The organism is Kitasatospora sp. NPDC054939 (assembly GCF_053610105.1).
Window position 1 is genome coordinate 19,747 of sequence record NZ_JBSGXP010000068.1, and the last position, 21,516, is coordinate 41,262.

The window sequence follows — 21,516 nt, forward strand, 5'->3', positions numbered from 1 at the left end:
TCGGCGAGGTTGTCGTTGCCGTCGTGGGGGGGGGGGGGGGGGGGGGGGGCGGGGCGGGCGTGGTCGGCGCGCGCCGCGGCGCCGGCGGGGCGGCCGCCCCCCCCCACGGCGGTGACCAGGTCGTCCTTGGAGGGGAACACCTGGTAGAGGCGTTTGAGCGAGACCCCGGAGGCGGTGCGGATCGCGTCCATGCCGACGGCCTGGACGCCGCGCTCGTCGAAGAGCGCCTCGGCGGTGTCGAGCAACCGGGCCTCGGCGGTTTCCACGTCCATCCGGTGATCACCCCTTGCGCAGAGAACGATGGTTCTCTACTGTACATCGCAGCGGGGAGAACGATGGTTCTCCTCGTCGGCCGATCGAGAGAACGATCGTTCTCCCGGCCCTGCCACCCGAGGAGCCCGCCGTGAACGCCTTCGCCGCCCGCTACCGCACCGCCCTCGTCGACGGCCTGGAGATCGCCTACCGCGAGGCCGGCGACCCGGCCGCCCCGACCCTCGTCCTGCTGCACGGCTTCCCGTCCAGCTCGCACATGTTCCGCGGCCTGATCGCCGAACTCGCCGACGAGTACCACCTGATCGCCCCCGACCACGTGGGCTTCGGCCGCTCCGCCGCCCCCGCCACCACCGAGTTCGACTACGGCTTCGAACGGCTCACCGACCTCACCCTGCAGCTGCTCGACCGGCTCGGCCTGGACCGCTTCGCGCTCTACGTCCACGACTACGGCGCCCCGATCGGCCTGCGGATCGCCGCCCGGCACCCGGAGCGGATCACCGCGCTGATCAGCCAGAGCGGCAACGCGTACACCGAGGGCTTCACCCCGTTCTGGAAGGTGCTCTTCCAGCACGCCGAGGACCGCGCCGCCCACGAGCCGGCCGTCCGGCAGCTGCTCACCGCCGAGGCCACCCGCTGGCAGTACACCCACGGCGTCCCCGCCGACCGGCAGGACCGGATCTCCCCGGACGCCTGGGTCGTCGACCAGGCGTACCTGGACCGGCCGGGCAACCGGGAGGTGCAGCTCCAGCTTTTCTGGGACTACCAGTTCAACCTGGCCCAGTACCCGGTCTTCCAGGAGTACTTCCGCACCCACCGGCCGCCGACGCTGGTCACCTGGGGGCGGGGCGACGAGATCTTCGGCCCCGAGGGCGCCGAGGCGTACGCCCGCGACCTGCCGGACGCCGAGATCCACCTGCTCGACGCCGGCCACTTCGCCCTGGAGACCCACGGCGAGGAGATCGCCGCGCTGATCCGCGACTTCCTGCGCCGCCACCGCTGATCCGGCCCGGACCGGCCGTCACCGCCCCGGTGACGGCCACCGCCGGCACCGCCCGAAGGGGGTACCTCCGATGTCCTTGCTCAGCAGCACCGCCGCCGGCCCGCTCACCGCCGAGCGCCGCGCCGCCCTCACCGCCGCGACCGTCGCCCTCGGCGCCGTCCTGCTGCTGGCCGCCGTCCAGCAGTCGACCGGCCTGCACGTCTTCGCGATCCCGTACATCGCCACCGCCGCCGTGCTCGCCATGGCGCCCGGCGCCCCACTGGCCGCCCCGCGGGCGGTCCTGCTCTCCTACCCGGCGGCCGCGCTGACGGCCCTCGCCGTCACCGCGGTCGCCGGACCCTCCGAGTACGCGGCGGGGGTGGCGGCGGCGCTCACGGTCGCGGTGCTCCTGCTGCTGCGGGCCCCGCATGTGCCGGCCGTCCCGGCGGCGGCCTTCGTCGGACTGCAGGACCCGGGGCCGGGCTACCTGCTCGACCCGCTGCTGCCCGGGGTCGCGCTCGTCCTGGGCACCGCCCTGCTGGCGGGGCGTCTGCTGCCCGGCTACCGCTACCCGGCGCGCCGGACCGGCTGAGCGGGCGGGCCGTACCGGACGGCCGCGGGCGCTACCGGGCAGGCGGGCGGGCCGTACCGGACGGCGGCGGGCGCTACCGGGCGACCGGGGTGAGCGGGTCGCCGCCGGCCAGCACCGCCAGCACGTTGTCCACCGCCAGCCCGCCCATCGCCTGCCGGGTCCGGACGGTGGCACTGCCCAGGTGCGGGGCCAGCACGGCCCGCTCCTGGGCGAGCAGTGCGGCCGGGACCTCGGGCTCGCGCTCGAAGTTGTCGACGGCGGCCGCGGACAGCGCCCCGGACTCCAGCGCGGCGGCCAGCGCGAGTTCGTCCACCACCCCGGCGGTCATGCTCACCACGACGGCCCCGGCCGGGAGCCGGGCGAGCCGGCGGGCGTCCACCAGGTGCCGGGTGGCGGCACTCAGCGGGCAGGTCACCACCAGGACGGCGGACCGGTCGAACAGCTCGTCCAGCGCCAACCACTCGGCGCCGTCGGCCTGTTCGGCGGGCAGCTCGCTGCGGTTGTGGTAGACGACCGGCATGTCGAAGGCGCGGGCCCGGCGGGCCACCGCCTGCCCGATCCGGCCCATCCCGAGGATGCCGAGCTGTGTCCCGGCCAGCTCCGTGCCGAGCAGGAAGTTCGGCGCCCACGCCCACGGCCGGCCCGAGCGCAGCCACCGCTCGCCCTCGCCGAGACGGCGGGTGGCGGCCAGCAGCAGGGCCCAGGCCATGTCGGCGGTCGCGGCGGTCAGCACCCCGGGGGTGTTGCTGACCGGCACCCCGCGCGCGGCGCAGGCCGCGAGGTCGATGTTGTGGTGGCCGACGGCGTGGTTGGCGATGATCCGCAGGCCCGGGCCCGCGGCATCCAGGAACTCGCCGTCCACCACGTCGTCCAGGGTGGTGACCACGGCGGCCCGGCCCCGGACGGCGGCCAGCAGCTCCGCGCGCGCCATCGGCAGGTCGCTGTCGTGCTGGGTGACGCCGTGCACGGCGGAGAGCCGTTCGACCACCCCCGGCGCGAGGCGGCGGGTGACCAGGACCGGGGGCGGGGAGGGCTCGCTCATCAGGCCCGAAGCATACGCCCCGGGCCCGGACCGGGCGCCGTCCTCCCGCCCCGACCGGGCGCCGTCCTCCCGCCCCCGCGCGGTGGCGGGCCGCCGCTACACCGGCTGCGGCTCCAGGTCGCGGTTGATCCGCTTCCAGCCGCGGGCGGAGACCGTGTTGGGGTGCTCCTCGCCGAACTGGCGGATCAGTTCGGCGACCGCGCGGGCCCGCAGTTCGGCGGCCTGGGCGTGGTGGCCGGCCGTCCGCAGGGTGACCGCGAGGTTGGCCTCGCAGGCCACCGCGTCCGGGTGGGAGGTGGTGTAGCGGGCGCAGAGCGCCGCGTGGGCGGCGCGCAGCAGTTCCTCGGCCCGGGCGAGCTGGCCGTCGTCCCCGTACGCGTTGGCCAGGTTGATCATCGCGTTCAGGGTGTACGGGTGGTCCCGGCCGACCGACTCGGCCAGGCCGTGCACGGTGGCCTCGCCGGTCTCGATGGCCTGCTGGATCTCCCCGCTGCCACGCAGGTAGACGCCGAGGTTGTTGGCGCAGGCCAGGGTGAACGGGTGCTCGTCGCCGAACAGCCTCCGGTGGCCCTCGTAGACGGTGGCGGCGAGGTCGCGGGCGGCCTCCTTGTCGCCGGAGGCGCTGTAGTCGGCGGCCAGGTTGAGCGCGCAGGCGAGGGCGTCGGGCGCGTCGGCGCCGTACCGCTCCAGGTAGCGCTCGTAGGTCTCCTTGGTGATCCGCCGGGCCTCGGCGAGCTGGCCGAGCCGGCGCAGCGAGACGGCCAGCGACTTGGCGTTGCGCAGGTTCTCCGGCAGGTCGGGGTCGAGGACGTCGCCGAGGTCGTCGGTGACCTCCTGGAGGAGCTCGGCGGAGCCCTTGTAGTCGCCGAGTTCGCGCAGGTCCCGGGCCAGGTTGGACTTGGTGGAGAGGGTGTACGGGTGGCGCGGGCCGAGCACCGCGGTGCGCCGGTCCAGGGTCTCCTGATCGAGGTCGCGGGCGGCCTCGCTGTCACCGACCAGCCGGTAGTCGATCGCCAGGTTGTTCGCCATGGAGAGGGTGCGCGGGTTGTCGTCGCCGAACAGCTCGCGGAACTGGTCGAGGATCTCGCGGTCGAGTTCGAGCGCGGCCTGGAACCGCCCGAGCGCGCGCCGGTCCGCGCCGAGCGAGCCGGCGGTCATCAGGGTGTACGGGTGGTGCTCGCCCAGCAGCGCCCGCTGGCGCTCCAGGGTGGACTCGTCGAGGGCCAGCGCCTCGGCGTAGTTGCCCTGCGAGCGCAGCACGTTGGCGAGCTGGAAGCGCAGCAGCAGGGTCTGCCGGTCGTCGGAGCCGAGCTTGCGGGTCCAGGCCTCGTCGAGGTCGTGGCCGAGGCTGCGGGCGCGCTCCAGCTCGCCGCGCTTCCACAGGTAGCGGACCCGGTCGATGAGCAGCTGGCGGGTGTCCGCCTCGTCGCAGTTGTGCGCCTTGGACGGCGACAGGTGCGGCCAGATCTCGTCGAAGGCGGGCCAGTTGGCGGGGTCGTCGGTGTCGCCGAGGACGGGCCGGGCGCCGGTGAGGATGCGGTGCACCTCGTGGATCGCGGTCTCCTGCTCGTCCTCGTCCATCTCGGAGCGGATGACCGCCTGGACGAGCCGGTGCACCTGGAAGCTGTTGCTCCCGGCGTCGACCTTGGCCAGCGCGTACCGGCCGATCGCCTGGATCACCTTGCCGAGCATGAACTTGTCGTTGAGGTCCTCGTCGTACTTGACCAGGGCGCGGATCATCTGGTCGCTGTAGAAGAGGTTCATCGAGATCGGCTCGGCGGCGAAGAACGCGCACAGTTGGAGCAGCCGGACGGCCGCCGGGGACTGCTCGCGCAGCCGGGCGATCGAGACGTTCCAGGTGGCGCCGACCGGGGTGGGGTAGTCGGCGGGGCTGGCGACGGCCAGGGCGCGGGCGGCCTCGGCCTGGAGCTGGGCGACGTAGGTGTCGACCGGGGTGCCGGTGGTGTCCAGCCAGGCGGCGGCGACCTCGACGGCCAGCGGCAGGTCGCCGACCGCCTCGGCGACCCGGTCGGCGTCGGCCCGGGTGAGGCCGCGGGCGCGCCGGCACAGGTGCTCGACGCTCTCGCCGCGGGTGAAGACGTCCACCTCCAGGGCCTCGGCGTGCCCGGCCCAGGACTGGTTGCGGCTGGTGACCAGGATGTGGCCGGAGCCGCCGGGGAAGAACCGGCGGATCTCGGAGGGCTCGTCCGCGTTGTCGAAGATCAGCAGCCAGCGCGAGGTCGGCACCCCGCGGCGCAGGGCCTCGCGGGCGGCCTCGGCGGCCTCGCTGACCGAGTCGCCGACCCGCAGCCCGAGCCGGCGGGCGAGTTCGGCGAGCGAGGGGGCGACCAGTTCGGTCTGCTCGGCGTCGATCCACCAGACCAGGTCGTAGTCGGACATGAAGCGGTGCGCGTACTCCAGGGCGACCTGGGTCTTGCCGACGCCGCCGAGCCCGTAGAGGGTCTGCGGGGTGGGCAGCACGGCGGCCATCCCGCCGCGCAGCTGGTTGCGCAGCTGCTCCAGGACGGTCGCGCGACCGGTGAAGGAGGGGTTGCGCGGCGGCACGTCCCACACCTGCGGCTTGCTGCCGGGGAACCGCGGGCCGCTGCCGGGGGCGTCGTCGAGCGGGGCGTCCCCCCGGCCGAGCGCGCGCAGCAGGGTCTGCACGGACTGCGTCTCGTCGCGGCCGACCAGGTCGACCGGGTTGCGGTTGCTGAACGGCGCGGTGAGCCGGACGTCGCCGACCCGGACGGGCACCAGCTGGCGCCGGGTGCCGGACGGGTCGGAGCTGACCACCGACTCCCACAGCGCCCGGGCCTGCGGGGAGCGCTGGTAGGCGGGCGAGAGCACGGCGACCGTGCGGTAGGCGGCGTCGATGCCGCGCTCGGTCTCCTGGCGGGGGTCCGAGCCTGCGCTGAGGTCCCGGGGCAGCACCCGGAAGCCGGCCCGGGTGAGCACGGACTCGATCCAGTCCGCCCACATCCGGTCCTCGGGCACGTACGAGAGGTAGAGGTCGGCGGGCACGGACGGGCGGCGCCGGGTGAAGGCGTCCACGTACCGCAGCCGGACGTCCTCGTCGACCGGGGGCAGCGAGGCGACCCGGCCCTGGGTGATCACGCCGGTGAGCCGCTCGCAGGCGGCCAGCATCGAGGTCGGGGTGCCGCTCTGGTCGCCGAAGGTCGCCAGGATCTCCTCGTAGGCGTAGAAGGGCCGGTACGGGATCTCCACCGAGCCCCAGTAGCCGGCGAGGTCCTCGGCGCCGAGGCCGGCCGGCAGCCCGTCGAAGCGGATCCGGGCGAGCGCCCGGCCGGCGTCGGCCTTCTCCTTCTCGCCCTCGTCGATGCGCATCGGCACCGGCAGGATGCGGATGCCGCGCTCGCGGTAGCGGTCGTGGATGTGCTGGGCGATCCGGGAGGCGCCGTCGATCGACTGGTCGCTGAGGGTGAAGCAGACCACCAGGTCGTCGGGCATCTGGACGGTGCAGATCTCGGCGATGTCGGAGAGACCGGTCCGGGAGTCGATCAGGACGTAGTCGTAGCGGCGGCGCATGTCGGCGCGCAGGGCGTCGAAGAACTGCCCGCCGTCGAACCGGTCGTAGAAGATGTCCCAGTCCAGGTGGGTGACGGCCTCCGAGTAGTCCCGGTTGAACTGCCCCGCGGAGAGGAAGTCCAGGCTGCCGCCGCCCGGGAACGCCCAGGAGAGCGACAGTGCGTGCGGGTGGACCCGGGCGAAGTCGAGGTGCCAGCCCTCGGCGTGCTCGACCGGCCGCAGCGCCTCCTCCCGGTACTCGGCGATCAGGTCCATCATCCCGGTGGTGCCCGCCAGCACGGCCGGGTCGAGGAAGGGGTGGAAGAACTTCGCCAGCCCGGGCGCTTCGAGGTCCCAGTCGACGGTGAGCACCCGGAAGCCGTTGGCGGCCAGGATCCACGCCGTGTTGGCGAGCGCCATGGTGCGGCCGGTGCCGCCCTTGTACGAGTAGAAGGTGATGATCCGGCCGTCGCGGTCCTGTTCGGCCTGCCGATCGGCCTCGCGCTGGGCGAGGGCGGCCGAACGCAGGGCGCCCGCCCGCAGGTTCCTGGTCCGGGTCTCGCTCATCTGGGTCCTCCCCCGAACGACGGCCCGTCGTCGGGGCCGTCGCCTTCGTCACTGGCTGGGTGGTCGTCCGTGAAGGGGCTGTCCTCGGCCCGCCCGCGGCGGAAGGCCCCGCGCAGGTCGGGCCGGGACTGGGCCGGCTGGTCCGGCTCCCGTTTGGTGCGGCGCTCGAACGCGTACTTGGCCTTCATCGCGGCGGCGGGCAGCGCGTCGTCGAAGTCCTCCTGGGTGCCGAGGCCCGGGAGCGGTCCGCCGATCGCCCCGTGGAAGCTGGGCCGCCCGGCCCGGTGGGTCATCCGCAGGGCCTGGCCGCTGAGTTCGCCGAGGTCGTGGTCGGCGGCCGCGCAGTCCGGGTCGTCGAGGTTCCACGGTTCCAGCACGCTCACCCAGTCCGAGTTTGAGCGGTCGAAGCGCCGCACCAGCTCCCGCCGGGCGTCGTCGCGCAGCGCCCAGCGGTCCAGCAGCAGCAGGCCGGGGGCGGCGGGCGGGTCGCCGTCGAGGATCGACTCGACCTCGTCGTCGAACTCGTGCACGGTGGGCTGGAAGCCGAGCTGGCGCGCCACCCGGGCCGCCTGGTCGGCGAGCGACCGGGGGGCGGCCGGCCGGTACGGGTGCCAGTCGACCCGCGCGCGGCCGTAGTAGTCCGGGCTCCGGTCGGGCGGCAACTCGCCCTGGTGGTAGGAGAGTACGGAGATCCGCAGCTGCTTGGTCGGGGTGTTCACCGGGAAGGCGCTGGGCTGCGCGTTGAAGTCGAGCCGGCGCCCGACCGGGATCACCGTCTCCTCGGCGACCTCGACGATCCGCCGGGCCAGCCGGTGCACCGCCAGCTCGTACGAGGCCCGGTAGTTGCTCAGCTTCATCAGGGCGCAGAGGCCCTCGGACACGTAGTCCATACCGAAACTGGCGTGGTTGAACTGGAGTTCGCCGGCCACCTTGGGCAGCTTGTAGCGGGCCATCGGCGCCCACAGCACCGGCACGATGCCGCTGGTCCGCTCGGACTCCAGGGTGGCCGGGTAGACCGGGCGCTGGGTGAAGGAGTGCCACTCCTGGCCGCACGGAACGCTGTTGAAGTAGCGCGGCGAGTACAGCGGGACGAACACCCGGCAGGTGGCGAGCTCCTCCGACAGCCGGTCGGCCCACAACTCCCCCTGGTGCATGTCCTCGTCCATGAATCCGACCGGCGCCCCGGCCGGCACGGTGGTGAGTTCGAGCACCGCCTCGCAGAGGTCGCGGAAGAGCTTGCGGACCCAGAGGTTCGGGTCGCCCGCGCCCCGGACCCCGGCTCTGGGCGTGTGGGCGTAGGAGAGGAAGAAATACGGCCGGGCCGCATCGTCGTCCCAGCCAGGGTCGTTCACACGCGCCTCCCCCGGGCCCGCCGGCAACCTGTTCCCCCGCAGTCCCCGTACGGGGGCTTCAGTGTAGGAACGATCGAGGGCGGAATGGAATAGCACAACAACCCGGCGGATGGCATGCCCAGGCCGATCAGGGGGCGCATCGGAGATCGCCGGGAGCCGCCCCGGCGCACGACGGTCGGACGTCCGGCGCACGCCCCCGCGCGGGAGCCGTCAGAGCGGCGGCAGGCCCTTCCAGCGGCGCAGGACGCGCTCCGCGAGGTCCACCGCCTCGCGCAGCGGCACCAGCCGGGTGAAGGCGTCGCCGATCCGGCCCTCCACGATGCCCGCGGACTCCGCCAGCACCTCCTTGCCGAGCCGGCCGAAGTGCAGGTCGTCCAGCTCGTCCCCCTCGAAGTACTCCCATCGGCGGCTGCCGTCGGGCGCCTTGAGCACGCAGCCGTACTGCCGCCGGCCGGCGCCGGGCATCCGCAGGTCGGCGAGGTGGAAGCCGGTGAACTTGTCGAAGTCCACGCCGATCGCCAGCACCCGGGCGTCCAGCTCGTACAGCCGTGCCAGCGGCGAGCGGTCGCCCAGGTGGCAGTCGAGGTCGTGCACCCGGGTGATCTCCTCGGCGCGGACGCCCAGCGCCGCGAAGGACGCCTGCGGGTGGCTGCTGCGCAGGGCGCCGGGCCGCCGCCGGACCAGCTCGGGCAGCATGCCCATGCTGGGCGAGCAGGGCGTGGTCAGCGGGTCGAACGCGGGCATCCCGGCCCGCCAGGCGGCGATCCGCTCCGGCGACCAGCCGGCGGTCATGGTCCGCACCAGCCGGGAGGTCAGCGAGTTCTCCGGCGTGGAGGTGTAGACGACGAGCGTCCCGCTCCCCCGTCCGAGGACGTCCAGCAGCGCCTCGACCACCTCCTCCGCACCGCCCGCCACCTCCCCCAGCGCCCGCAGCGACGCCTGCACCAGCAGGACCTGGCCCTCCTGCACGCCGAGGTGGCGGAGCCGGCCGGCCAGCTCCGCCCGGGTCAGCAGCGGGGCGGCGGTGCGCACGTGGATGACGATGACGATTCCCGGAGGTGGCGGCCCCGGACCGGCGTCGGCCGGGGCGGATCAGGCAGGACGGCGCGTACGAAAGCCCGGTCAGCCGCCCACGGCCGCCTCCGCCACCGCACGTCGGGCCCGCTCCGCCGCCGCCTCCGCCTCGGCCGGCACCTCGACCGCCAGCCAGGGGCGGACGCTCTCCCGCATGCCCTCCGCGAAGCGCAGCCCGGCGGCCGTCAGCGAGCCCGAGCCGGCCAGCCGCTCCACCGCCTCCGCCGTGTACCGCCGCCAGAGCGCGAACTGCTCGCGCGCGTGCGCCGCCGGCTCCCCGGGCAGCCCGTCGTACGCCCGTACCCGGGTGCCCCAGTACTCGGTGACCGCGAGATGGGCGTAGGTGCCCTGCAGCAGCCCCTCGATCGGGCGCGGGTCGGGGCGCCAGGGGGCGAAGTACCGCCCGGTGTCGGCCGGGTCGTAGAGGTCCACCAGGTCGAGGACCGCACCCAGCTTGACGTGCTGGAACTCGTGCGCGATCAGCAGCCCGAGGGCGGGCGCGGTGGCCGGGCGGGCGATCCCGACCGCGCCGAAGGCCTGCCGGGCCGCCGCGCTGACGTCCCGGCCGGGCGGCCCCGGCCGCAGCGGGGTGATCGTGCCGAGCCCGGCCCGGACGCCCTCCGCGTAGGCCGGCAGGTCGCGCCGCAGCAGCTCCCACGCCTCGTGCAACGCGCCGATCCAGGAGCCGAGTTCGCCCGCGTTCAGCCGGTCCGCGACGGCGTGCTGGTGGCTGTCGCGGTGCGGGTCGAGGTCCTCCAGGGCGAGGGTCCAGCCGGCCGCGAGGTGGATCCGCCGCAGCGGCTGCCAGTGCGGTTCTGCGGTGCGGTCGTCGACCGTGATCAGCGTGCCGTCCGCGGTGCGGACGGTGAAGCCGTCGGCACCGCCGGTCAGCACCGCCTCGCCGTCGGCCAGGCCGGTCAGCCGCCCCAGCGTCGGCAGGTGCAGCGCACCGCCCCGGACCGCCAGCGGCAGCGCGTCCCCGCGCCCGGCCCGGACGGCGGCCGCGGCGGCGAGCTCGCCGAGCGCGCCGAGCCCGGCGGCGAGGTCCCCGCCGATCCGGCGGGCGGCCCAGGCGCGGACGTAGGGGTGCGCCAGCACGGTGTCCAGGACGGCGGGGGCGGTGCGGTCCAGGTCGGCGAGCAGCTCCCAGGCGGGCGATCCGCGCAGCCCGGAGGAGTCCCAGACCGCGGCCAGCATGGCGCGGGTGACGGCGAGTTGGGAGCGGGCCAGGGCGCGGACGGTGTCGGCGCCGCCGTAGCCGCGGGCCAGTTCGAGCAGCCGGGCCTCGGTCAGCCCGGCGGGGAGGACGGACTCGCCGCCCTGTGCGGGGACGGCGGCGTGCCCCTCCGCCCCGGTGTCCCGGCGGGCGGCACCCTCGCGGCCGTCGTCCCGGCCGTCGGTGCCGTCGGTGCCGCCGATGCCGTCGATGAGCGTCATGAGGTCCCCGCAGTAGACGGACGGATTGTCGAAGCCGCTGCCGTCGGCACGGTAGCGGTGGGCGTACAGGCCGCCGCCGCAGGTGCGCACCACCCGGCAGGAGCGGCACTCGGCGCCGAGTCCGGCCAGGCCCAGGCGGCGCCCGGCGATGCCGGGGTGGGCGGCCACCTGGTCGAGGCTGTGCCGGAACACGTCCAGCCCGGTGGCCGGTGCGCCGTCGTAGGCGGTCTTGAGGCTGTCGGCCTGCTCGAAGCTGCCGTCGGTCTCCAGCACGACCAGGTCGGCCGGTTCCAGCCCGAGCGCCTCGGTGAGGCTGGAGAGTCCGCTCCGGGTGCGGTGCACGGACTCGAAGGTGCGGACGGCGAACGGCCGGCGGTCCGCCTCCCAGAGCGCGTGGACGGTCAGCAGCCAGTCGGCGTACGGGGTCGTGCCGGGCCCGGCGGGGCGGGTCGGCGGCTGCTCCCAGGTGGCGTGCGGCAGCAGGAAGTCGACGGCGGGGGGCTCCAGTTCGGCCAGCGCCCGGTACACCGCGACCGGGTCGTTCGCGACGTCGATCGTGCAGAGCAGCCCGGCGTAGAGGTGGCGGAAGGCGGGCTCGCGCAGCAGGGCGACGGCCCTGAGCACCTGGGGGTGGCTGCTGCGGCCGTCGGCGTAGCGCCGGTGCCGGTCGTTGGCGGCCCGGTCGCCGTCGAGGGAGACCCCGACCCGGACGCCCAGTTCGTCGAAGAGCGTGCAGAAGGCGCGGTCGAGCAGCACGCCGTTGGTGTGGATCCGCAGGTCGAGGGCGGTGCCGGGGGGCAGGGCGGCCCGCAGCTCCTCGGCCGCCCGACGCAGTCGTACCGGGCCGGCGAGCAGGGGCTCTCCCCCGTGCAGGACGACCCGGACGGCCGGCAGCCGGTGGGCGGCCACGTGTTCGCCGATGCGCTCGGCGGCTCTGGCCAGTACCTCGTCACCGATGGCCTTCGGGCGCGCGCGCCAACTCGTGTCCGCGTGCTCGTAGACGTAGCAGTGATCGCAGGCGAGATCACAGCGACTGTGCACCTTCACGACGAATTGCGTGAGGGGCAGGGGAGTTCGCTCCATGGTCGATCTGGTTCAGCCGGAGCCGATGAGCAACCGGCTTATCAGATGGACGAGTTGAATGCCGCGACCGGAACGAGTCCGGAGTCGGCACCGGGCAGAGCGCGTCGGAGCCGGGCGGTCAGCTCCTCCGCTCCGAGCGAGGCGAGTTCGGCCAGAGTGGGCCGGCCTTCCTCCTGAGTGTCCGTCAGTTCACTGATGGGCCTGGTGTCCAGTGCGGAGGTCATGTTCGATTCTCTTCCACGATGGGGGTTAGAGAGAGCAGGGGTGGGTATAACGAGCCGACCCCACCGCACAATGTAGTGGCAGCACGACGGCAGTGCCGCACTGTTACCCGTACTGTTCGGGCTTGTACCGCGTCTGGCTGCGCACTCGCCACCAAAGTTCACTCGGTTGGCGGTCGCGCCCGGGGGCCCGAAGGGCGCACGGAAGCACCCGCGAGGAGCACAGCGGGGCGCAGGACGGTCCCGGCGGCCCGTCGGCCGCCCGCCCCGGGGACGGAACCGGTCGATTCGGCGGCCCCGCGGGCGGTCGCCCTCAGGGGCAGAGCCGGTCCACCCGCCAGCCGCCCGGCGCCGCCTCGTCCGCGACGTAGCGGAGCCGGTCGTGGAGCCGGTTCTCCCGCCCCTGCCAGAACTCCACGCTGGACGGCACCACCCGGTAGCCGCCCCAGAACGGCGGCACCGGCACGCCCTCGCCCTCCGGGTAGCGGCGCTCCAGCTCCGCGTACCGCTGCTCCAGCACCTCGCGCGAGGCGACCGGGCTGGACTGCTCGCTGGCCCACGCGCCGAGCTGCGAACCGTGCGGCCGGGTGCGGAAGTACGCGGCCGTCTCGTCCCGCCCGACCCGTTCGACCCGCCCCTGCACGATCACCTGGCGGGCCAGCGCGATCCACGGGAAGAGCAGCCCGGCGTACGGGTTGGCGGTCAGCTCGGTGCCCTTGCGCGAGCCGTAGTTGGTGAAGAAGACGAACCCGCGCGGGTCGAAGCCCTTGAGCAGCACGGTGCGCGAACTGGGCCGCCCCACGGCGTCGGCGGTGGAGAGCACCATCGCGTTCGGCTCGACCACCCCGGCGTCGTCCGCCTCGTGGAACCAGCGGGTGAACTGGGCGATCGGGTCGGCCGCCAGCTGCTCCTCGACCAGGCCCTCGTGGCTGTAGTGCTTGCGCATCACGGTGAGGTCCGGGCCGGGCCGGACCTCGGCGGCCAGGTTCGCGGCGGGGCTCTGGGGCTTCTGGTGGGCGCGTTCCGGGGTCTGCACGTCAACATCATCCCGTACGACAAGCAACGGGCACCGCTACGTACGGACAAACCCGAGTCGGAGTTATGGTGTCTCGCCACCGCTTGACCGCCCGCCGTACGGCGGATTGCCCGGAACTGCACCGTTCGTTCCCGCAGCTCCCGGGCCGATCCCCGGGCGCGACCGACCCCCGGCGGAAAGTCAAGCGGGCCTTCGGGAAACATCACCGCGGTGGTGTATGGCGCAATGCACCCCGTGCCTGCCACTCTGGCACCGAGTGCCAAACACCATCGGTCACTGGCGTGCCGCCCCACCACGGCGGTCTGCCGATCGCAGAACTGAAGGAGCCGTCGCATGTCCGACTTCGTACCCGGGCTTGAGGGAGTCGTCGCATTCGAGAGCGAGATCGCCGAACCCGACCGTGAGGGCGGGGCCCTGCGGTACCGAGGCGTCGACATCGAGGACCTGGTCGGCCGGGTCTCCTTCGGGCACGTCTGGGGCCTGCTGGTGGACGGCAAGTTCAACCCGGGCCTGCCCGCGGCCGAGCCGTTCCCGATCCCGGTGCACAGCGGCGACATCCGCGTCGACGTGCAGTCCGCGCTCGCCATGCTCGCCCCGGTGTGGGGCCTCAAGCCGCTGCTGGACATCTCCGCCGAGCAGGCCCGCGACGACCTCGCCCGGGCCGCCGTCATGGCGCTGTCGTACGTCGCGCAGTCCGCCCGCGGCCAGGGCCTGCCGATGGTCCCGCAGAGCGAGATCGACAAGGCCGAGACCGTCGTCGAGCGGTTCATGATCCGCTGGCGCGGCGAGCCGGACCCGAAGCACGTCAAGGCCATCGACGCCTACTGGACGTCCGCCGCCGAGCACGGCATGAACGCCTCCACCTTCACCGCCCGCGTCATCGCCTCCACCGGCGCCGACGTGGCCGCCGCCCTGTCCGGCGCGGTCGGCGCGATGTCCGGCCCGCTGCACGGCGGCGCCCCCTCCCGTGTGCTCGGCATGATCGAGGAGATCGAGCGCACCGGCGACGCGGTCAAGTGGGTGAAGAACGCCCTCGACAAGGGCGAGCGCCTGATGGGCTTCGGCCACCGCGTCTACCGCGCCGAGGACCCGCGCGCCCGCGTGCTGCGCCGCACCGCCAAGGAGCTCGACGCCCCGCGCTTCGAGGTCGCCGAGGCGCTGGAGAAGGCCGCGCTGGAGGAGCTGCACAACCGCCGTCCGGACCGCGTGCTCGCCACCAACGTCGAGTTCTGGGCCGCGATCATGCTGGACTTCGCCGAGGTCCCCGCGCACATGTTCACCTCGATGTTCACCTGTGCCCGCACGGCCGGCTGGTCCGCGCACATCCTGGAGCAGAAGCGCACCGGCCGCCTGGTCCGCCCGGCCGCGCGCTACATCGGCCCCGGCGCCCGCAGCCCGCAGGAGATCGAGGGCTACGACGCCATCACCGGCTGACCGGCCCCCCACCCCGCGCGCCCTCCGCACCCCCGGGATGCCTCGGCGCGCCCCCGCCGACCAGCGGGTCCGGCACGCCCGCCGGGCCCGCTGTTTCCGCAGCTCCGGACGGCCGGAACCGCATCTCAGCGGGCGGACGGCCGTCACACTTCCGCAACCGCGGCCGGTAGGCTCGGGCCCGTGGCTCAGATCCAGATCCCCGCTGACATCAAGCCCGCAGACGGCCGTTTCGGCTGCGGCCCGTCCAAGGTGCGCCCCGAGGCCCTGAGTGCCCTCGCCGCCACCGAGTCCTCCCTGCTCGGCACCTCGCACCGCCAGGCCCCGGTGAAGAACCTGGTCAAGCGCGTGCGCGAGGGCGTGAGCAGCCTCTTCTCCCTCCCCGAGGGCTACGAGGTGGTACTCGGCAACGGCGGATCGACCGCCTTCTGGGACATCGCCGCCTTCGGGCTCGTGCGCGAGAAGTCCCAGCACCTCGACTTCGGCGAGTTCTCCTCCAAGTTCGCCTCCTCGGTGAAGGCCGCCCCGTGGCTGGCCGAGCCGTCGGTGATCAAGACCGCGCCGGGCACCCACCCCCTGCCGGTCGCCGAGGCGGGCGTGGACGTCTACGCGCTCACCCACAACGAGACGTCCACCGGCGTCGCGATGCCGATCAACCGCCCGGCCGGCACCGACGAGGGCTCCCTCGTCCTGGTGGACGCCACCTCGGGCGCCGGCGGCCTGCCGGTCGACATCACCGAGACCGACGTCTACTACTTCGCCCCGCAGAAGTCCTTCGCAGCCGAGGGCGGGCTCTGGCTGGCGACCTTCTCGCCGGCCGCCCTGGAGCGCGCCGCCGCGATCGCCGCCTCCGACCGCTACATCCCGCCGTTCTTCGACCTGCCGACGGCCATCGACAACTCGTCGAAGGACCAGACGTACAACACCCCGTCGATCTCCACGCTCTTCCTGCTGGCCGACCAGCTGGAGTGGCTGAACGGCAACGGCGGGCTCGACTGGGCCGTCGCCCGTACGGCTGATTCCTCCGCCCGCCTGTACGGCTGGGCCGAGAAGTCCTCCTTCGCCAACCCGTTCGTCGCCAACCCGGCGGAGCGCTCGCAGGTCGTCGGCACCATCGACTTCGACGACTCGATCGACGCCGCCGCGATCGCCAAGGCGCTGCGTGCCAACGGCATCGTGGACACCGAGCCGTACCGCAAGCTGGGCCGCAACCAGCTGCGGATCGCGATGTTCCCGGCCGTCGACCCGGCCGACGTCGAGGCGCTCACCGCCTGCATCGACTACGTGGTCGAGCAACTCTGACCCGCCCCGCGACCGTGCGGAAGGGGCCACCGCCTGCGGGCGGTGGCCCCTTCCGCGTTCCCTGGGGCTGCTCGAAGCTAGCGCCGCAGCAGTGAGCCGATCACCACGACGGCCAGCAGGAGTACCAGGGCTCCGGTCACGATGCGCATACGAGTCTTGGGGTCCACGATCGTCGAGCGTACCCCCGGGCGTGGCGGCGGTCCCGTCCGGACCCCCGGCTCAGCCGCCGGCCGTCCCGAACCCCTCCCGGACGCCGCCGTCCAGCCACCGCGCGTACGAGGCGCTGCGGCGGGCCGCCTCCGCGTGCGCGGCCCGGGCCAGGCCGGTCACCTCGGCGGCGGCCCCGGCGGCCGGGGAGGCGGGGTGCCAGCCCACCAGGTGCCGCCAGGACAGCGGCGCGCCGGCCAGCGGGACGGTCACCACGCCGGTGGTCGGCGGGAAGGTGGCCCGGCAGAGCCCGACCGCCCGGCCGACCTGCACCAGGTGGACGCAGGCGGCGGTGTCGGTCTCGTAGACCGCGCGCGGGGTGAAGCCGGCCCGGGCGCAGGCCGCCGAGAAGCAGTCGCCGAAGCAGCCGTCGCCCGGCACGGTCACCCAGCACGCGGTGCTCAGCCGGCCGAGGCCGACCTCGGGGGCGCCGGCCAGCGGGTGGGTGTCGGCGAGCATCACGAACACCGGGTCGGTCCCGACCTCGCGCCAGCTGAGCCGTTCGGCGCCGGTCCGCGGGGCGGCGCCGGCCGGGGGGCGGGGCAGGCTCTCCCCGCAGGTACCGATCAGCGCGAAGTCCAGCCGCCCGTCGGCGACCTGGCCGGTCAGCTCGTCCACCGACCAGGAGGTGGCGGTGGTGACCGGCACCCCGGGGTACCCGGTGGCCAGGCGGTCGACCAGGCCGCCGAGCAGCGGCCCGTGGGTGGCCCCGATCCGGTACCGGCCGGGGCCGTCGGCGGCGTTGGCGAAGCGGACCGCCTCCTGCTGGAGCTGCTGGGCGGCCGGCAGCAGGACCCGGGCGCGGTCCAGCACCAGTTCCCCGAGCGGGGTGGGCCGCACGCCCTCCCGGCCGCGGTCGAACAGCGGCCCGCCCAGGGCCCGTTCGATCCTCCGCAGCTGGGTGGAGAGGGCGGGCTGGGCCAGCCCCAGCGCCGCCGACGCCTTGGTCAGGCTGCCCGCCTCGGCGATCGCCCGGATGGTCCTGAGGTGGCGCAACTCCAGCTCCATGTCCGCACGGTACGGGCGCCGCCGGGCACCGACAAGAAGCCGGACTCCCGCAATTGGTCTGGACCCCTGCGGTCTTCGCGGAGGCGGGGCCGGGCCCCGGCGGCGCGCTCCCGCCCGGCTCAGACGCCCAGGTTGGATCCGCCGGAGGCGTCGAGGTTCTGCCCGGTGACCCAGCGGGCGTCGTCGGAGGCGAGGAAGGCGACGACGTCCGCGACGTCGCCGGGCGCGCCGACCCGGCCGAGGGCCGCGTAGCCGGCCGCCCGGGAGCGCGCCGCCGGGTCGGCCAGCCAGGGGTTGATGTCGGTCTCGACGATGCCCGGGGAGACGGCGTTGACGGTGATCCCGCGCGGGCCCAGCTCCTCGGCGAGGGTGAGGGTCAGCGTGTTCAGCGCGCCCTTGGTCATCGCGTACGAGACGGCGGTGGGGAAGGCCACCCGGGTGACGCCGGAGGAGACGTTGACGATCCGGCCCCCGTCGCGCAGCCGCGGCAGGCCGTGCTGGACGACGAAGAACGGCGCCTTGGCGTTGACCGCGAAGACCCGGTCGAAGTCGGCGTCGGCGACCTCGTGGATCCGGCCGGTCATGCCGATGCCCGCGTTGTTGACCAGGATGTCCAGGCCCCGGGTGCCGTGCCGTTCGGCGCCCTCGTCGAAGGCCGCCCAGAGCGCCTCGGCGTCGCCGGGCACCCCGAGTTCGGCACCGACCGCGAAGGCGCGGCCGCCGGCCGCCCGGATCGCCCCGACGGTCTCCTCGGCGGCCCCGGCGTTGCTGCCGTAGTGCACCGCGACCAGCGCGCCGTCGCGGCCGAGCCGCTCGGCGATGCCCCGCCCGATCCCCCGGCTGCCGCCCGTCACCAGTGCCGTCCTGCCCGCAAGCGTGCCCATGGCCACGCCCCCCTCAATTCTGTAGCGGTCGCTAATGAAAGGAACCGTAGCACGCCCGGTGCCGCTTCTGTAGCGGGCGATATAAAATCGGCGCCATGGCCACCACCACCCCGCGCGGGCGCCCCCGCTCCTTCGACCGCGACGCCGCCCTGGAGCAGGCGGTCCGGCTGTTCTGGCAGCACGGCTACGAGGCCACCTCGATCGCCGACCTCACCGCCGCCATGGGCATCCGACCGCCGAGCCTGTACGCGGCCTTCGGCGACAAGCGGGCACTGTTCACCGAGGCCGTCGCCCGCTACCAGGACTGCCACGGCGCCTACGCCACCCGGGCGCTGGCCGAGGAGCCGACCGCCCGGGCCGCCGTCGCCCGGATGCTGCACGAGGCCGCCGCCGAGGCGACCGACCCGGAGCACCCCTGGGGCTGCCTGCTGATCAGCTCGGCGGTCAACTGCACCACGCCCGAGGTGGCCCTGGAGCTGCGCGAACTGCGCGAACGCAACGTCCGCGCACTGGAGGCCCGGATCCGCGCCGACGTCGCGGCCGGGCGGGAGCGCCCGGAGGCCGACCCGGCCCTGCTCGCCCGGTTCACCGCCACGGTGCTGCAGGGCATGTCGCAGCAGGCCAGGGACGGGGCCGACCGGGCCGGGCTGGAGCGGGTCGCCGCGGCGGCGATGCTGGTCTGGCCGTAGGCCGGGTCCACAGCTGCACGTAGGTCGGCTCCGCCCCGGGAAGGCCTACCCGTCGGTCGACCAGCGGGCCAGCGGCCAGGCGCGGACGGTCTCGTAGTGGGCGAAGCCGCCGTCGAGCTCGCTCTTCACCAGGTGCAGCTCGGCGGCCTCCCAGGTGCTGCCGCGGTAGTCGTCCAGGGCCCCGGCGAGGGTCGCCAGCTCCGCCGCCGCGACCCGCTGGACGGCCCTGCGGTGGCCCCGGGAGGAGCCGGCCCGGGCCAGCGTGAGGTGCGGGTGGAAGGCGAAGGCGTCCGCCTCCCCGAGGACCTCGGCGGTCGCCTCGGCCACCGCCTCGGCCAGCCGGCGCAGCGCCCAGGTGCGTCCCTCCACGCCGGCCCAGAGCACGCGGTCCCCGAAGCGTCCGCCGCCGGCCAGCCGCAGCGGGTGCGCCTCGTGCACCTCGGCCACCCCGGCGAGCGCCGCCTCCAGCGCGGGCAGCTGCTCGACCGGCACCTCGCCGAGGAAGGCCAGCGTGAGGTGCCAGCTCTCGACGGTCGTCCAGCGCAGCCGGTCGGCGCCCGGCAGCTCGCGCACCGGTGCCACGGCGTCGGCGAGTTCCTGCAGCGCCGCGACCGGCGGCAGCACCGCCACGAAGAGCCTCATGGGGCCATCTTCCCGCGTCGAGCGGTTCGGGGTAGAACGGTTTTCCATGAAGATCGAGATCCGCACCGGCGGCCCCGACGACAGTGCCGGCGTCCTCGCCCTGCTCGACGGCGCGGTGGCCTGGCTGGCCTCCCTCGGCCGGACCGCGCAGTGGGGCGACTCGCCCTGGAGCAGCCGCCCGGCGGGCGTGCGGAAGGTGGACGAGTACCTGCGCCCGCCGTTCCTGGCCCGGCTCGCGGTGGACGAACAGGGGCGGACGGTCGGCTCCTGCGTGCTCGCGGACGTGCCGCCGCCGTACGTCGAGCCGGCCGCCGAGCCCGAGCTGTACCTGCGCAACCTGGTCACCGACCGGTCCCTGGCGGGCTCGGGGATCGGTGCCGCGCTGGTGGCCGACGCGCTCGACGAGGCCCGCCGGCGGGGCGCGGCCGTGCTCCGGGTGGACTGCTACGGCGGCGGCGACCGCCGACTGGTCGGGCAGTACCTCGCCCTCGGCTTCACCGAGGCGCTCGCCTTCGAGTCGGTGCTGCCGGACGGCTCGGCCTGGCAGGGGCAGGTGCTGGAGATCAGGCTCTGACACCCGCCCCCGCCGGGAGCGGTCGGCCGGGCGACCGTCAGCAGGCGGTGGCCAGCTCCGACCTGGTGGCACCGGCGCGCGGCACGAAGGCCACCACCCGGCCGCCGCGGCCCGGGTGCAGGTCGAACCGCAGCCGCAGTTCGGCGCTGCGGGCCAGCACCAGGCCGACCGCTCCGGCCGCCAGCGCCGAGACCAGCCCGCAGGCCAGCAGCCCGAGCCGGGGCCCGTACGAGGCGGTGACCCAGCCGACGATCGGGGCGCCGATCGGGGTGCCGCCGGTGAAGACCAGCACCAGCAGGCCCATCACCCGGCCGCGCACCTCGGGGTCGGTGCCCAGCTGGAGCGCCGAGTTGACCGAGGTGTTGAAGCTCAGCCCGAAGACGCCGATCAGGGTGAGCAGCGCGGCGAAGGTCCAGTAGCCGGGCGCGAACGCGGCCAGCACCTCCAGGGCGCCGAAGGCCAGGGCTGCGCCGACCAGCCGGCGCAGCCGGGGCGCTCCGCGCCGGGCCGCGAGCAGGGCGCCGGCCAGCGAGCCGACGGCCATCGCGGTGTTCAGCAGGCCGTACTGCCCGGCGCCGACGTGGAAGGTGTCGGTGGCGAAGCCGGAGAGCAGCGTCGGGAAGTTGAAGCCGAAGGTGCCGATGAAGCCGGCCAGCACCATCGGCCAGAGCAGTTCGGGCCGCTCCCGGACGTAGCGCAGGCCCTCGCGCAGCTGGCCCTTCTCGCGGGCGATCGGGGCGGTGGGGCGCAGTTCGCCGGTCCGCATGGCGAGCAGTCCGCCGATCACGGCGGCGAAGGAGAGCGCGTTGACCGCGAACGCCCAGCCGCTGCCGACCGCGGCGATCAGCAGGCCCGCGACGGCGGGGCCGACCAGCCGGGCGGTCTGGAAGTTGGCCGCGTTGAGGCTCACCGCGTTGGCGAGGTCCTTCGGCCCGACCATCTCGGAGACGAACGCCTGCCGGGTCGGGTTGTCGACCACGGTGACCAGGCCGAGCAGCAGCGCGAACGCGTACACGTAGTACGGCGTCACCACGCCGCCGATGGTGAGGACGGCGAGGCCGGCGGCGAGCAGGCCCATCGCGCCCTGGGTCCAGATCAGCAGGCGGCGCTTGGGCATCCGGTCGGCGAGCACGCCGCCGAAGAGTCCGAGCAGGAGCATCGGCAGGAACTGCATGGCGGTGGTGATGCCGACGGCGAGCGGGCTGCCGGTGAGGCTGAGCACCAGCCAGTCCTGGGCGATCCGCTGCATCCAGGTGCCGGTGTTGGAGACCACCTGGCCGGCGAAGTAGTAGCGGTAGTTGCGCACGCGCAAGGAGGAGAACATCCCCCCGGGCCGGGTGAAGCGGGCCCCGGTGGGTCCGGTCCGGTCGCCGCTGCGGGGGGCGGGTGCGGCGGGGGTGGCCGCCGCGGTGCGTTCGTCGGGGTCGTCGTCGCCGCTGCCGGGCAGTCCCGCGGGTGCGGGTGCCTGACTGTCGGCGGCCGCGGCGTTCGCCGCGGCGGGGTCGGTGGTCGGCTCGTCGGTACGGATGGCGGCGGCGCTGGCTGCGGCCGGCGGTGTCACGGTGGTCTCCCCTCGCGGCGCGACGGCCCGCGGG

The 21,516-nt window shown here is 74.5% G+C and carries 17 protein-coding genes and 1 pseudogene; 6 read left to right on the forward strand and 12 right to left on the reverse strand.

Going from position 1 to position 21,516, the window contains the following annotated elements:
• Positions 1–272, reverse strand: a pseudogene (locus tag ACWGB8_RS20355) (TetR/AcrR family transcriptional regulator); the annotation flags it as partial.
• 131 nt (positions 273–403) lie between these two features.
• On the opposite strand from ACWGB8_RS20355, the gene ACWGB8_RS20360 reads away from it, so the two are divergent.
• Together ACWGB8_RS20360 and ACWGB8_RS20365 are read left to right on the forward strand one after the other, a co-directional pair.
• Complete coding sequence (locus ACWGB8_RS20360) at positions 404–1,273, forward strand: alpha/beta fold hydrolase (protein WP_452214920.1); 870 nt, start codon at positions 404–406, stop codon at positions 1,271–1,273.
• A gap of 70 nt (positions 1,274–1,343) precedes the next feature.
• Positions 1,344–1,844 (forward strand): HPP family protein, encoded by a 501-nt coding sequence (locus tag ACWGB8_RS20365; protein WP_452214921.1) that lies wholly within the window; start codon positions 1,344–1,346, stop codon positions 1,842–1,844.
• A 73-nt stretch (positions 1,845–1,917) separates the two neighbouring features.
• On the opposite strand, the gene ACWGB8_RS20370 is transcribed toward ACWGB8_RS20365, so the two are convergent.
• From ACWGB8_RS20370 to pdxH, 7 genes are all read right to left on the reverse strand, one after another.
• Positions 1,918–2,886, reverse strand: a complete 969-nt coding sequence (locus ACWGB8_RS20370) for a 2-hydroxyacid dehydrogenase (protein ID WP_452214922.1) — start codon at positions 2,884–2,886, stop codon at positions 1,918–1,920.
• Between the two features lie 96 nt (positions 2,887–2,982).
• The gene (fxsT, locus tag ACWGB8_RS20375) at positions 2,983–6,981 is read right to left on the reverse strand and encodes an FxSxx-COOH system tetratricopeptide repeat protein (RefSeq protein WP_452214923.1); all 3,999 of its coding nucleotides are present in this window, start codon (positions 6,979–6,981) and stop codon (positions 2,983–2,985) included.
• The gene (locus tag ACWGB8_RS20380; RefSeq protein WP_452214924.1) at positions 6,978–8,333 is read right to left on the reverse strand and encodes a TIR-like protein FxsC; all 1,356 of its coding nucleotides are present in this window, start codon (positions 8,331–8,333) and stop codon (positions 6,978–6,980) included. Before ACWGB8_RS20380 ends, fxsT begins: the two co-directional genes overlap by 4 nt.
• A gap of 210 nt (positions 8,334–8,543) precedes the next feature.
• On the reverse strand, positions 8,544–9,365 hold the full coding sequence (locus tag ACWGB8_RS20385; RefSeq protein WP_452214925.1) for an aminoglycoside N(3)-acetyltransferase: 822 nt from the start codon (positions 9,363–9,365) through the stop codon (positions 8,544–8,546).
• A 90-nt stretch (positions 9,366–9,455) separates the two neighbouring features.
• Complete coding sequence (locus tag ACWGB8_RS20390) at positions 9,456–11,927, reverse strand: FxsB family cyclophane-forming radical SAM/SPASM peptide maturase (RefSeq protein ID WP_452214926.1); 2,472 nt, start codon at positions 11,925–11,927, stop codon at positions 9,456–9,458.
• Between the two features lie 41 nt (positions 11,928–11,968).
• A complete protein-coding gene (locus tag ACWGB8_RS20395) occupies positions 11,969–12,151 on the reverse strand; it encodes a hypothetical protein (RefSeq protein WP_452214927.1) in 183 nt (60 codons plus the stop codon).
• Between the two features lie 310 nt (positions 12,152–12,461).
• Complete coding sequence (pdxH, locus tag ACWGB8_RS20400; RefSeq protein ID WP_452214937.1) at positions 12,462–13,094, reverse strand: pyridoxamine 5'-phosphate oxidase; 633 nt, start codon at positions 13,092–13,094, stop codon at positions 12,462–12,464.
• Between the two features lie 423 nt (positions 13,095–13,517).
• On the opposite strand from pdxH, the gene ACWGB8_RS20405 reads away from it, so the two are divergent.
• The gene (locus ACWGB8_RS20405) at positions 13,518–14,618 is read left to right on the forward strand and encodes a citrate synthase 2 (RefSeq protein WP_452214928.1); all 1,101 of its coding nucleotides are present in this window, start codon (positions 13,518–13,520) and stop codon (positions 14,616–14,618) included.
• A gap of 180 nt (positions 14,619–14,798) precedes the next feature.
• Positions 14,799–15,917: a phosphoserine transaminase gene (serC, locus tag ACWGB8_RS20410; RefSeq protein WP_452214929.1), complete on the forward strand. Its 1,119-nt coding sequence runs from the start codon at positions 14,799–14,801 to the stop codon at positions 15,915–15,917.
• Positions 15,918–16,136: 219 nt separating this feature from the next.
• Here the strand turns inward: serC and ACWGB8_RS20415 are convergent, their stop codons facing one another.
• Positions 16,137–17,132, reverse strand: coding sequence for a LysR family transcriptional regulator (locus ACWGB8_RS20415; protein WP_452214930.1), 996 nt, complete (start codon positions 17,130–17,132; stop codon positions 16,137–16,139).
• A 119-nt stretch (positions 17,133–17,251) separates the two neighbouring features.
• Positions 17,252–18,016 (reverse strand): SDR family oxidoreductase, encoded by a 765-nt coding sequence (locus ACWGB8_RS20420; protein ID WP_452214931.1) that lies wholly within the window; start codon positions 18,014–18,016, stop codon positions 17,252–17,254.
• A gap of 95 nt (positions 18,017–18,111) precedes the next feature.
• Here ACWGB8_RS20420 and ACWGB8_RS20425 point away from each other — a divergent pair, with 95 nt between their 5' ends.
• Positions 18,112–18,705, forward strand: coding sequence for a TetR/AcrR family transcriptional regulator (locus ACWGB8_RS20425; protein WP_452214932.1), 594 nt, complete (start codon positions 18,112–18,114; stop codon positions 18,703–18,705).
• A 45-nt stretch (positions 18,706–18,750) separates the two neighbouring features.
• Here ACWGB8_RS20425 and thpR read toward each other — a convergent pair whose 3' ends face one another.
• Positions 18,751–19,347, reverse strand: a complete 597-nt coding sequence (gene thpR, locus ACWGB8_RS20430) for an RNA 2',3'-cyclic phosphodiesterase (protein ID WP_452214933.1) — start codon at positions 19,345–19,347, stop codon at positions 18,751–18,753.
• A gap of 46 nt (positions 19,348–19,393) precedes the next feature.
• Here thpR and ACWGB8_RS20435 point away from each other — a divergent pair, with 46 nt between their 5' ends.
• The gene (locus ACWGB8_RS20435) at positions 19,394–19,921 is read left to right on the forward strand and encodes a GNAT family N-acetyltransferase (protein ID WP_452214934.1); all 528 of its coding nucleotides are present in this window, start codon (positions 19,394–19,396) and stop codon (positions 19,919–19,921) included.
• Positions 19,922–19,958: 37 nt separating this feature from the next.
• Here the strand turns inward: ACWGB8_RS20435 and ACWGB8_RS20440 are convergent.
• On the reverse strand, positions 19,959–21,516 hold a 1,558-nt coding region (locus ACWGB8_RS20440; protein ID WP_452214935.1), incomplete at its 5' end, for an MFS transporter.

Bases quoted from the DNA above. Each gene is read 5' to 3' on its own strand.
- pdxH (WP_452214937.1), bottom strand. From the start codon at position 13,094: ATGCGCAAGCACTACAGCCACGAGGGCCTGGTCGAGGAGCAGCTGGCG.
- ACWGB8_RS20405 (WP_452214928.1), top strand. From the start codon at position 13,518: ATGTCCGACTTCGTACCCGGGCTTGAGGGAGTCGTCGCATTCGAGAGC.
- ACWGB8_RS20435 (WP_452214934.1), top strand. From the start codon at position 19,394: ATGAAGATCGAGATCCGCACCGGCGGCCCCGACGACAGTGCCGGCGTC.
- ACWGB8_RS20420 (WP_452214931.1), bottom strand. From the start codon at position 18,016: ATGGGCACGCTTGCGGGCAGGACGGCACTGGTGACGGGCGGCAGCCGG.
- ACWGB8_RS20425 (WP_452214932.1), top strand. From the start codon at position 18,112: ATGGCCACCACCACCCCGCGCGGGCGCCCCCGCTCCTTCGACCGCGAC.
- ACWGB8_RS20415 (WP_452214930.1), bottom strand. From the start codon at position 17,132: ATGGAGCTGGAGTTGCGCCACCTCAGGACCATCCGGGCGATCGCCGAG.
- ACWGB8_RS20370 (WP_452214922.1), bottom strand. From the start codon at position 2,886: ATGAGCGAGCCCTCCCCGCCCCCGGTCCTGGTCACCCGCCGCCTCGCG.
- thpR (WP_452214933.1), bottom strand. From the start codon at position 19,347: ATGAGGCTCTTCGTGGCGGTGCTGCCGCCGGTCGCGGCGCTGCAGGAA.
- ACWGB8_RS20365 (WP_452214921.1), top strand. From the start codon at position 1,344: ATGTCCTTGCTCAGCAGCACCGCCGCCGGCCCGCTCACCGCCGAGCGC.
- ACWGB8_RS20395 (WP_452214927.1), bottom strand. From the start codon at position 12,151: ATGACCTCCGCACTGGACACCAGGCCCATCAGTGAACTGACGGACACT.
- ACWGB8_RS20390 (WP_452214926.1), bottom strand. From the start codon at position 11,927: ATGGAGCGAACTCCCCTGCCCCTCACGCAATTCGTCGTGAAGGTGCAC.
- fxsT (WP_452214923.1), bottom strand. From the start codon at position 6,981: ATGAGCGAGACCCGGACCAGGAACCTGCGGGCGGGCGCCCTGCGTTCG.